General features: G+C 62.6%; 10 protein-coding genes. 4 read left to right on the top strand and 6 right to left on the bottom strand.

Going from position 1 to position 12,581, the window contains the following annotated elements; translation table 11 throughout:
- Positions 1-177: 177 nt before the first annotated feature.
- From AT302_RS06065 to AT302_RS06050, 4 genes are all read right to left on the bottom strand, one after another.
- Positions 178-438, bottom strand: coding sequence for an acyl-CoA-binding protein (locus tag AT302_RS06065; RefSeq protein WP_058377662.1), 261 nt, complete (start codon positions 436-438; stop codon positions 178-180).
- A 430-nt stretch (positions 439-868) separates the two neighbouring features.
- Complete coding sequence (gene adeC, locus AT302_RS06060; protein ID WP_058377661.1) at positions 869-2,359, bottom strand: AdeC/AdeK/OprM family multidrug efflux complex outer membrane factor; 1,491 nt, start codon at positions 2,357-2,359, stop codon at positions 869-871.
- A gap of 3 nt (positions 2,360-2,362) precedes the next feature.
- Positions 2,363-5,542, bottom strand: coding sequence for an efflux RND transporter permease subunit (locus AT302_RS06055; RefSeq protein ID WP_058377660.1), 3,180 nt, complete (start codon positions 5,540-5,542; stop codon positions 2,363-2,365).
- Between the two features lie 15 nt (positions 5,543-5,557).
- On the bottom strand, positions 5,558-6,790 hold the full coding sequence (locus tag AT302_RS06050; RefSeq protein ID WP_058377659.1) for an efflux RND transporter periplasmic adaptor subunit: 1,233 nt from the start codon (positions 6,788-6,790) through the stop codon (positions 5,558-5,560).
- A gap of 491 nt (positions 6,791-7,281) precedes the next feature.
- On the opposite strand from AT302_RS06050, the gene AT302_RS06045 reads away from it, so the two are divergent.
- The 4 genes from AT302_RS06045 (at position 7,282) to modC (ending at position 11,233) form a co-directional block, all read left to right on the top strand.
- A complete protein-coding gene (locus AT302_RS06045; protein WP_058377658.1) occupies positions 7,282-7,947 on the top strand; it encodes a TetR family transcriptional regulator in 666 nt (221 codons plus the stop codon).
- Between the two features lie 449 nt (positions 7,948-8,396).
- Entirely contained in the window at positions 8,397-9,209 is an 813-nt protein-coding gene (modA, locus tag AT302_RS06040) for a molybdate ABC transporter substrate-binding protein (protein ID WP_237172082.1), read from the top strand.
- A gap of 232 nt (positions 9,210-9,441) precedes the next feature.
- A complete protein-coding gene (gene modB, locus AT302_RS06035) occupies positions 9,442-10,146 on the top strand; it encodes a molybdate ABC transporter permease subunit (protein WP_237172081.1) in 705 nt (234 codons plus the stop codon).
- Complete coding sequence (modC, locus tag AT302_RS06030) at positions 10,136-11,233, top strand: molybdenum ABC transporter ATP-binding protein (protein ID WP_058377656.1); 1,098 nt, start codon at positions 10,136-10,138, stop codon at positions 11,231-11,233. The genes modB and modC overlap by 11 nt, the downstream gene beginning before the upstream one ends.
- 106 nt (positions 11,234-11,339) lie before the next feature.
- Here the strand turns inward: modC and AT302_RS06025 are convergent, their stop codons facing one another.
- Positions 11,340-11,663 carry a hypothetical protein gene (locus AT302_RS06025; RefSeq protein WP_058377655.1) on the bottom strand — a complete coding sequence of 108 codons (324 nt, stop codon included), beginning with the start codon at positions 11,661-11,663 and terminating at the stop codon, positions 11,340-11,342.
- Positions 11,664-11,694: 31 nt separating this feature from the next.
- A complete protein-coding gene (locus AT302_RS06020; protein ID WP_058377654.1) occupies positions 11,695-12,507 on the bottom strand; it encodes a molybdopterin-dependent oxidoreductase in 813 nt (270 codons plus the stop codon).
- Between the last annotated feature and the right edge of the window lie 74 nt (positions 12,508-12,581).

Below are 12,581 nucleotides of genomic sequence, written 5' to 3'. Positions count from 1 at the left end.
TACGCGCCCGCACTCCGCAAACACAGTGCGCCTCAGGGGCCACATCTGCACACCGCCGCATCCGTCCGGACATAAAAAAACGGCGACCAAAGTCGCCGTTCCTTCGCAAGCAAAAACCATCGAGACCACTGCGCACAGCAAAAACTACCGCTGCCCGCCGACCTCAACGTTTCGCCATCAGCCCTGCTTGAGCGTTTCGATCAACTCGACGTACGCCTGTTGCACGTCGTCTTTCGTCTTGCCCTTGAGCATTTCCCACGCGTCGTACTTGGCGCGGCCAACGAAATCCATCGCGCCCGGACGTGCGCCCGACACGTCGCCTTCCGTGCCTTGCTTATACAACGCGTAAATGCGCAGCAGCGTGAGATTGTCGGGGCGTTCGGGCAGCGTCTTGGACTGTGCCACTGCCTCGTCGAAACGGGCTTGAAGATCGCTCATGGTGTCTCTCCCTGGAAAAACGGTCAGCTTATAAGTGCACCGGGCGTCGATTGCCATCACTTGCCTACATTCGCGTGGACGCTCGGTGTGTTGCGAATACAACTGGGGCAAGGATAACGATGAAGCCTCACGCAAGGTAGAGGCCAGCGTAGAACCCTGCGTCTAAACCTCTCGGGAACTGTGAGCATTTCGCTCGCGTTGTATCACTACGTTACGCGCACGCACGCGTCAGGACGACACGCGAACGACCCCGCGCACCGCGCGTCGCCAACGCCACACGCGCGCGCAAATGAAAAACGCCCGGCGAGTTGCCGGGCGTCTCACACTACAAGTCTTGCAGGCTGGCGAGACAATCGCGCGCCGAAAATTTACATCGGCAAGACGTCTCGCAACGCCATTACGACACCATCACGACACGATCACGACACCATCACGACGCCGATGCTGCCGGTGCCGATGCGGCGTTGGCGTTCGCCGGGACCGTACGCTCTTCCCAACCACCGCCGAGCGCCTTGTACAGCGTCACGAGGTTGGTCCAGCGGGCCAGACGCGTTGCGATCAACGACTGCTGCGCCGTGTACAGCGAGCGCTGCGAAACCAGCGCGTTCAGGTAGCTGTCCACGCCATTACGGTAGCGCAGGTCCGAGAGCTTGTAGCTCTCGTCGCTCGCCTTCACGAGCGATTCTTGCGCCGACACCTGATCGTCGAGCGTGCCGCGTGCTGCCAGCCCGTCCGAGACTTCGCGGAATGCCGTCTGAATCGACTTCTCGTACTGCGCGATGTCGATACGCTTTTGCACCTTGGCCAATTCGAGGTTGGCGATGTTCTGCCCGCCCGCGAAGATCGGCAACGTGATGGTCGGCGCAAACGCCCACGCACCCTGGCCGCCCTTGAACAAGTTGCTCAACGACGCGCTCGCCGTGCCCGCGCTCGCAGTGAGCGAGATCGACGGGAAGAACGCCGCACGTGCCGCGCCGATATTGGCGTTGGCGCCCTTGAGCGTGTGCTCGGCCGCCGTAATGTCCGGGCGGCGCAGCAGCAGATCGGACGGCAGCCCCGCCGGCAGATCGGCCAACAACCCTTGCCCGTCGAGCGGACGCCCTGACGGCAGATCGGCCGGCAACGGCTGGCCGATGAGCAGCGTCAGCGCGTTCTCGTCCTGTGCGACCTGACGCGTGTACTGCGCAAAGTTTGCACGCGCCGTATCGACCGGCGTTTGCGCTTGACGCAGATCCAGCCCGGAGGCCGTGCCCACGTCAAAACTGCGCTTGGTCAGGTCGTACGACGATTGCTGGCTCTTGAGCGTGTCGGACGTGAGCTTGAGCAGTTCCTGATCGGCCAGCAACGTCAGATACGCCGACGCAACTTCCGACACCAGCGTGATCTGCGCAGCCTTCGCGTTGTCTTCGGTCGAGAGGTACGTCTCCAACGCCTGATCCTTCAGGCTCTGGATACGACCGAACAGATCGAGCTCATACGACGTGAAGCCCACACCGACCTGATAGCTGCGGCTGATGCCCGCGCGCCCCGACGACGACAGGTCGGCCGGCGAACGCTGCACCGAGCCCTGCCCTGCCACGCCAACGTTCGGCAGCAACGCCGCACGCTGGATCTGATACTGCGCACGCGCAGCATCCACGTTCAACATCGAGACTCGCAGATCGCGGTTGTTCTCCAACGCGATCTCGATCAGCTTCTGCAAACGCGGATCGGTAAAGAAGTCGCGCCAGCCCAGCTCGGCCGCGATGACCGCATTGCGATCGGTCGCGCCGTTCTGGTTGGCCGCACCAGGCGTTTTGTAAGCCGGGCCAGTGGGGAACGTCGTGGAGACCGGTGCCTCGGGCCGCTCATAGTGCGGTGCGAGGGTACAGCCTGCCAGGAACGCTGCCGCCAAGGCAATCGGCAATGCTTTGTGCTTCATAGGTCAGTTTCCTTCCTTGGCGGGGCCTTCGGGCGCGTCCGGTGCTTCATGACGGGCTTCCGGATGTTCCACGGTGTCCAGGTTTTCATGAGCGAAGCGCTTGCGCACCAGCACGAAGAAGACAGGCACGTAGTAGATCGCGAGGAACGTTGCCGCCAGCATACCGCCGATCACGCCGGTACCGATAGCGTGCTGCGAAGCCGAACCGGCACCGTTGGAAATCGCGAGCGGCAGCACCCCGAGAATGAACGCCATCGACGTCATCAGAATCGGGCGCAGACGCAGTCGCACGGCTTCCATCGTCGCTTCCATCAGTGTGCGGCCCTGCATTTGCAGATCCTTGGCGAATTCCACGATCAGAATCGCGTTCTTCGCCGACAGACCCACTGTCGTCAACAGACCCACCTGGAAGTACACGTCGTTCGACAACCCGCGCAGCGACGCAGCCAACAGGGCACCCAACACACCCAGCGGCACCACCAGAATCACCGAGAACGGAATCGACCAGCTCTCATACAACGCGGCCAGACACAAGAACACGATCAGAATCGAGATGGCGTACAGCGCCGGTGCCTGCGAGCCGGAAATGCGCTCTTCAAACGACAGCCCCGTCCACTCTAGACCGATACCCGGCGGGAGATCCTTCGCAATCTCCTCGACCGCCTTCATGGCGTCACCGCTCGACTTGCCCGGTGCTGGCATGCCCTGAATTTCCACTGCCGGCACACCGTTGTAGCGCTCCAGACGTGGCGAGCCGTAAGTCCACTTGCCGGTCGCGAAGGCCGAGAACGGCACCATCGTCCCGCTGGCGTTACGTACGAAGAGTTTGTTGATGTCCTGCGGCAGCATGCGGTCCTTCGCCTCTGCCATCACGTACACCTTCTTCACACGGCCACGGTCGATAAAGTCGTTCACGTACGACGAACCCCACGACGCCGAGAGCGTGTTGTACACGTCGGCAATCGACAGACCCAGCGCAGACGCCTTCTCTTCGTCGACGTCCACCTTGTACTGCGGTGTGTCGTCGAGACCGTTCGGACGCATGTTCGCAAGGTTCGGGTTCTTCGCCGCCGCACCCAGCATCTGGTTACGTGCCGCCATCAATGCATCGTGGCCGAGGCCCGCGCGATCTTGCAGTTCGAAGTCGATACCGCCCGCGTTACCCAGTTCAGGCACCGACGGCGGGTTGATCGCGAAGATCATGGCGTCCTTCACGCTTGCGAAAGCCTGATAGGAACGCGCAATCACGGCCTGCACCTTGAGATCGGACGACTGACGGTCTTCCCACGGACGCAGCATCGTGAAGGCCAGACCCACGTTCTGACCACGGCCGTTGAAGCCGAAGCCGGTCACCGTGAAGATCGAACGCACGGCGTCCTTTTCCTTCTCGAGGTAGTGCTTCTCGACCTGCTTCATGACTTCGAGCGTGCGCTCTTGCGTCGCGCCCGGCGGCAACTGCACCAGGTTGAAGAAGTAGCCCTGATCTTCATCCGGCAAGAAGGCCGTCGGCATGCGCACGAACAGGAAACCCACCGCCGCCACGATCACCACGTAGACGATCATCAGCGGTGCGCTGCGCTTGAGAATGCGCTCGACCTGGCTCTGATACTTCTTCGAACCCTTGTCGAACGTGCGGTTGAACCAGCCGAAGAAGCCGCGCTTCTCGTGCACTTCGCCCTTCTTGATCGGCTTGAGAATCGTCGCGCACATGGCCGGCGTGAGCACGATAGCCACCAGCACCGACAACGCCATGGCCGCCACGATGGTCAGCGAGAACTGGCGATAAATAGCCCCCGTCGAGCCGCCGAAGAACGCCATCGGCACGAACACGGCCGAGAGCACCAGCGCCACGCCGACCAGAGCACCGATGATCTGGTCCATGGCCTTCTTGGTCGCTTCCTTCGGACTCAGCCCCTCTTCGGCCATCACCCGCTCGACGTTTTCCACCACCACGATGGCATCGTCAACCAGCAGACCAATGGCGAGCACCAACCCGAACATCGATAGCGTGTTGATCGAGAAGCCTGCCGCACCCATGATGCCGAACGTACCCAGCAACACGACCGGCACGGCAATCGTCGGGATGATCGTCGCCCGCAGGTTTTGCAGGAACAGATACATCACGAGGAACACGAGCACGATACCTTCGATGAGGGTCTTGATCACTTCCTCGATCGAGATCTTCACGAACGGCGTGGTGTCGTACGGGTAGTCGACCTTCATGCTGGGCGGGAAGTACGGCTCCAGTTCGGTGACCGCCTGCTTGACGGCGGTTGCCGTTTGCAGCGCGTTAGCACCGGTGGCCAGCGTAATGGCCAGACCGGCAGCGGGCTTGCCGTTGTAGCGTGCCACCACCTGATACGACTCACCGCCGAGTTCGATACGCGCAACGTCGCCCAGACGAACCTGCGAGCCGTCCTTGTTCACCTTGAGCAGAATCTTGCGGAACTGCTCCGGCGTTTGCAGACGGCTTTGGGCCGTCACGGTGGCGTTAAGCTGCTGCCCCTTGACTGCCGGTGCACCGCCCAACTCACCCGCCGAAATCTGCACGTTCTGCGACTGAATCGCGTTCGAAACGTCGATGACCGTCAGGTTGTAGCCGTTGAGTTTCTGCGGATCGACCCAGACACGCATGGCGTACTGCGAGCCGAAGAGCTGCACCTGACCCACGCCGTTCACACGGCTGATCGGATCCTGCACGTTGGCTGCGATGTAGTTCGCCAAGTCGATGTCGGTCATCTGACCGTCGTCGGAGTACGCACCGATCACCAGCAAGAAGTTCTTGGTCGCCTTGGCCACCTTGATACCTTGCTGTTGCACCTGCTGCGGCAGCAGCGGCGTGGCAAGTTGCAGTTTGTTCTGCACCTGCACCTGTGCGATGTCGGGGTTCGTGCCCTGCGAGAAGGTCAGCGTGATCTGTGCCGTACCCGAGCCGTCAGACGTCGACGACATGTACTCGAGGTTGTCGATCCCGTTCATCTGCTGCTCGATCACCTGCGTAACCGTATCCTGCACGGTCTGCGCCGAAGCGCCCGGGTAGGTCGCGGTGATCTGCACCGAAGGCGGTGCGATGGGCGGATATTGCGAGACCGGCAGCTTCAGGATCGAAAGCGCACCGGCCAGCATGATGACAATCGCGATCACCCACGCAAAAATCGGGCGATCGATAAAAAACTTTGCCATGAATAAGGCTCCGCGTTATTGAGCTTTGGCGGCCGAAGCAGCACTCGCCTGCGTGGCAGGGTCGGCAGCGGCCGGTGCGCTGGCACCCGCCGGTGCCGGCGCAGCACCCGGCAGTTGCGCCGGCACGGCCTTCACCGGTGCGCCCGGACGCGCCTTTTGCAGACCCGAAACGATCACCTGTTCGCCCGCAGACAGACCCGACGTCACCAGCCACTTGTCGCCGATCGCACGATCGGTCACCAGTTGGCGCAGTTCGGCCTTGCCTTCCTTGTTCACGACGAGTGCGGTCGGCTGGCCCTTCTGGTCACGCGTGACGCCTTGTTGCGGCACCAGCAACCCGCCTTCCTTCACACCCTCGGCCAGCTTGGCGTGCACGAACATGCCCGGCAGCAACTCGCGGTTGGGGTTCGGGAAGATCGCGCGCACGGTCACCGAGCCGGTGGTCTGGTCGACGGTGATGTCCGAGAATTGCAGCTTGCCGTCGAGCGGATACTTGCTGCCGTCTTCCAGCGTCAGTTCCACCTTGGCAGCGTTCGGACCCGCGCTTTGCAGCTTGCCGTCGGCCAGTGCGCGGCGCAGACGCAGGCCGTCGGTGGCCGATTGCGTGACATCCACGTACATCGGATCGATCTGCTGCACCGTGGTCATCAGCGTGGCGGCACCCGACTGCACGTATGCGCCTTCGGTCACTTGCGACAGCCCCGTGCGACCCGTAATCGGGGCCGGTACGTCGGTGTAGCCGAGGTTGATGCGTGCCGTATCGACGGCAGCCTTGCCGGCAGCAACGTCGGCATCGGCTTGCAGTGCGGCGGCCACAGCGTTGTCGTAGTCCTGCTTCGACACGGCTTCAACGGCCACCAGCGACTTGTAACGGTCGGCCAGCAGCTTGGTGGATGCCTGATTCGCCACAGCCTTGGCGAGCGTCGCCTTGGCGTTCTCGTAGGCGGCCTGATAGGTGGCCGGATCGATCTTGTACAGACGCTGTCCTGCCTTGACCTCGCCGCCTTCAGTGAAGTCGCGCTTGAGCACGATGCCGTCGACGCGCGCACGCACGTCGGCGACGCGGTAGGGCGAGGTGCGTCCGGGCAGGTCGGTCGTCAGTGTTACGTTCTGAGGTTGCAGCGTCACGACGCCAACTTCCGGCACCATGCCCTGCGGCTGCTGCGGCTTCTTGCCGCACGCGGCCAGGGTCAAAACCGCGAGTGCCACGGCAGTGACCATCCCCAGTGAACTTCTCTTGACGTGCATATACGCCCCCGATAAATGGAATGCGGTCAAACAAAATGACAAGTAACCAGTACGTTGCGACGATTGCGACGGCGAAGGCCGGTCCGCAATCCCATCGCACATAGGCGGGCAAGCGAGTGTCAGGCAACGGGTCACCGGACGGCGGCGAACCGGCAGCGCAAATGATCGGGTTGAGCCCGGATCGCTACCGGTCGCGTGCCCCAGCGCGGCATACACCGCCAGTGCTGGCACTCGTGTGGATCGTCGAACAGGCTCCGGGACACCAGGTGACAGACGGCAACCGCGAGCGGCTCTCCTCTGTCGGATCGCCCCCTCGGGCCCCTTCAGGTGTTTCCCGTAGTCGAAGGAGCTTAAATGGTCCCTGTGCAATAGAGCAAGCGGCTGCTATTATAGATACATTCATGAATGTATGTAAATCGCATTGCGTCGCACCATAAAGCGGCGCGGTTTACATCACCTTCCACAATTTCCGCTGTTCCCGTGACACGACGATGGCCCGCAGAACCAAAGAGGAAGCGATAGAGACGCGCAACCTGTTGCTCGACACCGCAGAGACGGTGTTCGCACAGAAGGGCGTGTCGCGCACATCGCTGGCCGACATCGCCGAAGCCGCCGGCCTCACCCGCGGCGCGATTTACTGGCACTTCAAGAACAAAATCGATCTGTTCAATGCGATGACGGACCGTATCCGTCTGCCGATGGAACGGATGATCGACGAAGAATGTGCCGAACCCGAGCACGGCGACCCGATGGTGCGCATGCACGACATCTGCAAGCTGGTACTCAAGGAAACGGCGCGCAACGAGCGTCGCCGCCGCGTGCTCGACATTCTGTTCCACAAGTGTGAATACACCAACGAGATGCTCTCGGTGCTCGATCGTCAGCGCGAAGCCTGCGCCGACGGCAAGCAGCGCATCATGCGCGATATGGAACGGGCCATTGAGCGCGGTCAACTGCCCGCGCGGCTCGACACACGGCGTGCGGCGATCATGCTGCACGCACTGGTGGTCGGCATGATGTCGGACTGGCTGTTCCTGCCCGACTACGATCTCGGTCTGGAGTGCGACGCCATCGTCGACGGGTTCTTCGACATGCTGCGCACCAGCCCCGCCATGCTGCGTCCCGGCGCGCCGTCGAAAACGGCAGCCATGGCGTAACGAATCGCCCGAATCCCCCGATTTCCGATTTAGTACATATATTAATTAGCAGGCACCCTCCGCGGTGCCTGCTTCTTTTGATGGGTATGGAATGCGTCGTCGCGTGAGAGCACAGCATTTCATCCGCCGTCCCGAATATTCGGCATCCGCATGCGGTGTTACCGCGCCGAAATCCATTCGGACGCCGTGATACTTCGTATACCTGTACAGCGTCGCACCGTTATATATAATCCTACACAACGCGACGCACCATCACGGCGCCGATGCCACCGCTTGTTCACTGCTGTCTTGCAGCGATTGCGCCGCAATGTCGCAGTGTCCCCGTTGCGCCACCGTTGCAATTTCGCAACTGCGTTTGCAACGCGATCGCGTGGACATCGCCCGCGCAGCGTTCGGATTTCGCACGACTTCGCAAGACCATCAAGCCACTACATGCTGGAGACCACCCTGTGAAAGCTGTCGTTACTGCTACGCCCAACAAGCCCCAAGCCACTCACTCGCGCGTGACGCTGCGCCGCGTACTGGGCGCCGCCGCCATCGGCGCGAGCCTGCTGTTCGCCGGCCAGGCCGCCGCCCAGCAAGTGTTTGCCGCCGCCAGCATGAAAGACGCGCTCGACGATCTGTCGGCAGCCTACACCAAGGAAACCGGTAAAAAGCCGGTGCTCGTGTACGGCGCCAGCTCCACGCTCGCCCGCCAGATCGAAAAGGGCGCACCGGCCGACCTCTTCATCTCGGCCGACCAGGACTGGATGGACTACGCGCAAAAGCATGACCTGATCGACACGGCATCGCGCCGCAACCTGCTGGGCAACGAACTCGTGCTGATCGCCCCGACGACCACGTCGGGCGACGTGGACCTGAAGCCGGGCGTCGACCTCGACGGCAAGCTGGGCAACGGCAAGCTCGCGATGGGCGATCCGGCCCACGTGCCCGCAGGCCTCTACGGCAAGGCGGCACTCGAAAAGCTCGGCGTCTGGTCGAAGGTGCAAGGTAAGGTCGCCGCTGCCGACAACGTGCGTAACGCGCTGTTGCTGGTGGCTCGCGGCGAAGCGCCGTACGGCATCGTGTACAAGACGGACGCGAACGCCGAGAAGCGTGTGCGTATCGCCGGCACGTTCCCCGCCGACAGCCACGCGCCGATCGTTTATCCGGTCGCCGTGACCAAGCAGGCTGATCGCGCTGCCGCCGATCCGTTCTACAAGTTCATCACGACGCCGGCCGCCCTCGCGACCTTCCAGCGCTACGGCTTCACGCGTCCTTAATTCGCGCGCGCAAATTTAGCGTGAACGCGACACCCTCGCGCCCACGCATCGCGCGCCATCTCTCGTAACATGCGGGAGGCGGGTGCCCCCGGTGGGTACCGCTCCCGGACAGCAAGACAGCAATAGCGAACCCAGACCGGGACTGTCCTCGACAGCCCCGGTTTTGCCATGTGCGCCTGCCACGTTGCACAGGCACCGATTCACGCGGATCCTTTCAAGGTGTTCTCGCCGTATGTCCATGAGTCTTACCCCGGAAGAATGGGGCATCGTCGAACTCAGTTTGCGCGTCGGCCTATGGGGCACGCTGTGCAGCCTGCCCTTCGCCTACGCAGCGGCCTGGTTGCTCGCGCGCCGGAATTTCCCCGGCAAGGCGCTGCTCGATGCCATCCTCCACCTGCCGCTCGTGCTGCCGCCCGTCGTCGTCGGTTTTGCACTGCTCGTGCTGTTCGGCGCGCAGGGTGCCATCGGCAAACTACTGCGCGAGTGGTTCAACCTCACGTTCGCGTTTCGCTGGACGGGGGCCGCGCTCGCAGCCGGGGTGATGGGTTTTCCGTTACTCGTGCGGGCGATTCGGCAGGCGCTCGAAGCTTCTGACACAAAGCTCGAACAAGCGGCGCAAACGCTCGGTGCCGGTCCGTGGCTGACGTTCCTGACGGTCACGCTGCCGCTCACGGCCACCGGCGCGCTGCACGGCTTCGTTCTGGCGTTCGCACGAGCACTAGGCGAGTTCGGCGCCACGATCACCTTCGTCTCGAATATTCCCGGGCAGACGCAGACGCTGCCGCTGGCGATCTACACGGCAACGCAGGTGCCCGACGGCGACGCGATGGTCTGGCGCCTGTGCGCCATTTCCGTCGTGCTGGCTGTCGCCACGCTCATTTTCTCTGAAGTGCTGATTCGCTTCGGTAATCGCAAGGCGCTTGGTTATGACGGTTGAAGTTCGCCTCCAACACCGCTTCGGCGGGTTCCAGCTCGATGCCGAGTTCGCCGCTGGTATGGGCGTCACCGCGCTGTTCGGGCCGTCTGGCAGTGGCAAGAGCACGGTCGTCAATGCCGTCTCCGGTCTGCTGAAACCGGAAGCCGGGCGCATCGTCGTCGGCGACGACGTGCTCTTCGACAGCGCCGCCGGTATCGCGCTGCCAACGTGGCAGCGCCGCATCGGCTACGTGTTTCAGGACGCCCGCCTGCTGCCACACCTGACCGTGCGTCAGAACCTGCTATTCGGCCGCTGGCTGCGACGTCGCGACGTGAGCGCGGCCGGCACCGGGGCCATCCCGCTCGATCACGTCGTCGAAGTGCTCAACCTCGGCCATCTGCTCAGCCGTCGGCCCGGTGCACTCTCGGGCGGCGAAAAGCAACGCGTGGGTATCGGCCGTGCGCTGTTGTCGTGCCCGCGCCTGTTGCTCATGGACGAGCCCCTCGCCTCGCTCGATCACTCGCGACGCATGGAAGTGCTCGACTACCTGAACCGCATCCGGCACGAACTGAAGTTGCCGGTGCTCTACGTCACGCACTCGCTTGACGAAGTGATGCGTCTGGCCGATCAGGTGGTGTTGTTCCGCGAAGGCCGCACGATCTCGCAAGGCAATCCCGCAGATGTGCTTAACCTGCATCGCGATGCGCTCGACGGCGCTGCCGAAGCGCCGGGAACCGTGCTGGAAACCAAGGTGGTTGCGCAGGACGCCGCTTACGGACTGACCGAGCTTGCCGTGAATGGCAGCGCCACGATTCGCCTGCGCGTGCCGCGTGTGAGCGGCGAAGCGGGCGACGTCTGCCGGATTCTGGTGCGCGCTCGCGATGTTGCCGTTGCCACGGAGCCACCGACGCAGACCAGCGTGTTGAACGTGTTGCCGGCCCGCGTCAGCGCGCTACGCGATCTCGGCGATTCGGTGGAAGTGCAAGCCACGCTGCCCGACGGCACGCCGATGCATGCGCGCATCACGCGTTTCTCCGCCGATCAACTGCAACTGGCGCCGGCGCGCGAGGTGTATCTGCTGATCAAGTCGGTCGCTCTCACACGCTGACAAGGCGTTAGGCGTTAGGCATTAGGCATTAACAAGACTGCACCGCAAGACAGCACCAACACACCGGGCGTCACGGCAGAACTTCACCGCGACGCCCGGTAGCCTCTCACTGCCCCTGCGGCTTGCTCATCGCGTCGCCCTTGCCCATGGCATCGCCCTTGGACATCGCGCCACCCTTGCTCATCGCATCGCCCTTGCCCATGGCATCGCCCTTGGACATTGCGCCGCCCTTGCTCATCGCGTCGCCCTTGCCCATGGCATCGTGCTTGGACATTGCGCCGCCCTTGGACATGCCGTCCTTGGACATCGAACCGCTCTTGTCCATTTGCTGACCCATCGCATCGCCCTTGCTCATGGCGTCCTGCGCAAACGCCGCGCCGGTGCCGAGTGCGAGGCCCATCGTCATCACTGCCAGATATCGCATTTTCATTGTCGTTGCTCCATGAATTGAGTGAGAAAAATCAACTGCCACCAAACCAGTTGTAGCCCTGGTCTTCCCAGTACCCGCCCGGGTACGTATTCGTGACGAAAATCGCGCGGATATGTTTGGGATTCTTGTAGCCAAGCTTCGTCGGGATACGCAGCTTCATCGGAAAGCCGTACTCCCTCGGCAGCGTCTGGCCGTCGTACGTCAGCGCGAGCAGCGTCTGTGGATGCAGTGCCGTCGGCATGTCGATGCTCGTGTAGTAATCGTCGGCGCACTTGAAGCCGACGTAGCGTGCCGTGGTGTCGGCGCCGATACGTTTGAGAAAATCGGAAAACGTCACGCCGCCCCAGCGCCCGATCGCACTCCACCCTTCCACGCACACATGGCGCGTAATCTGCTCGGCGGCACGTGCCTGCGCAAACGTGCGCAGCGTGTCGAGGTTCCACGCCGCCTTGTCGGCGATCAGGCCCGATAACTCCAACTGGTAGTCGGCCGCGTCGACCACCGGGGCCTCGTCCATCGAATAGAACGCGTTGAACGGAAACGGCCGCGTCATCTGCGACGCCGAAAAGGTCGGCGCCAGCACATCAGAGCGGAACAGCGCCGCCTGCACGCGATCGTTCCAGCGCGACATCGTGTCGAGCGCCGATTCGACGCTGGCGTTGTCGTCGAGCGAGCACCCCGAGAGCAACGCCACGCCACCCAGCGACAACGTGCGGGAAAGAAACGCACGGCGCGACGGCTCTGTCACCCGGCGCGTCACCAGCGTGCGCGCTTCCTTGAGGATCGCGTCGCCGTCGCGCACGATCAGCGAGGTCTTGTCGTCGTTACGTTTGAAGAAAGCCATGGCAGTGCCTCGTCCTGAGCCTGTGTGTTCGCTTTTGAGATCGCGTTACATCGTGTGATGGGATTCTGGTGATT

Source organism: Pandoraea norimbergensis (assembly GCF_001465545.3).
Taxonomy (GTDB): Bacteria; Pseudomonadota; Gammaproteobacteria; order Burkholderiales; family Burkholderiaceae; genus Pandoraea; species Pandoraea norimbergensis.
The sequence above is the reverse complement of the archived record's forward strand: the minus strand, read 5'-3'. Positions and strand labels throughout refer to the sequence as shown.

Excerpts from the sequence above, each read along its gene's own strand:
- AT302_RS06065 (WP_058377662.1), bottom strand. The coding sequence starts at position 438 with ATGAGCGATCTTCAAGCCCGTTTCGACGAGGCAGTGGCACAGTCCAAG.
- adeC (WP_058377661.1), bottom strand. The coding sequence starts at position 2,359 with ATGAAGCACAAAGCATTGCCGATTGCCTTGGCGGCAGCGTTCCTGGCA.
- AT302_RS06055 (WP_058377660.1), bottom strand. The coding sequence starts at position 5,542 with ATGGCAAAGTTTTTTATCGATCGCCCGATTTTTGCGTGGGTGATCGCG.
- AT302_RS06050 (WP_058377659.1), bottom strand. The coding sequence starts at position 6,790 with ATGCACGTCAAGAGAAGTTCACTGGGGATGGTCACTGCCGTGGCACTC.
- AT302_RS06045 (WP_058377658.1), top strand. The coding sequence starts at position 7,282 with ATGGCCCGCAGAACCAAAGAGGAAGCGATAGAGACGCGCAACCTGTTG.
- modB (WP_237172081.1), top strand. The coding sequence starts at position 9,442 with ATGTCCATGAGTCTTACCCCGGAAGAATGGGGCATCGTCGAACTCAGT.
- modC (WP_058377656.1), top strand. The coding sequence starts at position 10,136 with ATGACGGTTGAAGTTCGCCTCCAACACCGCTTCGGCGGGTTCCAGCTC.
- AT302_RS06025 (WP_058377655.1), bottom strand. The coding sequence starts at position 11,663 with ATGAAAATGCGATATCTGGCAGTGATGACGATGGGCCTCGCACTCGGC.
- AT302_RS06020 (WP_058377654.1), bottom strand. The coding sequence starts at position 12,507 with ATGGCTTTCTTCAAACGTAACGACGACAAGACCTCGCTGATCGTGCGC.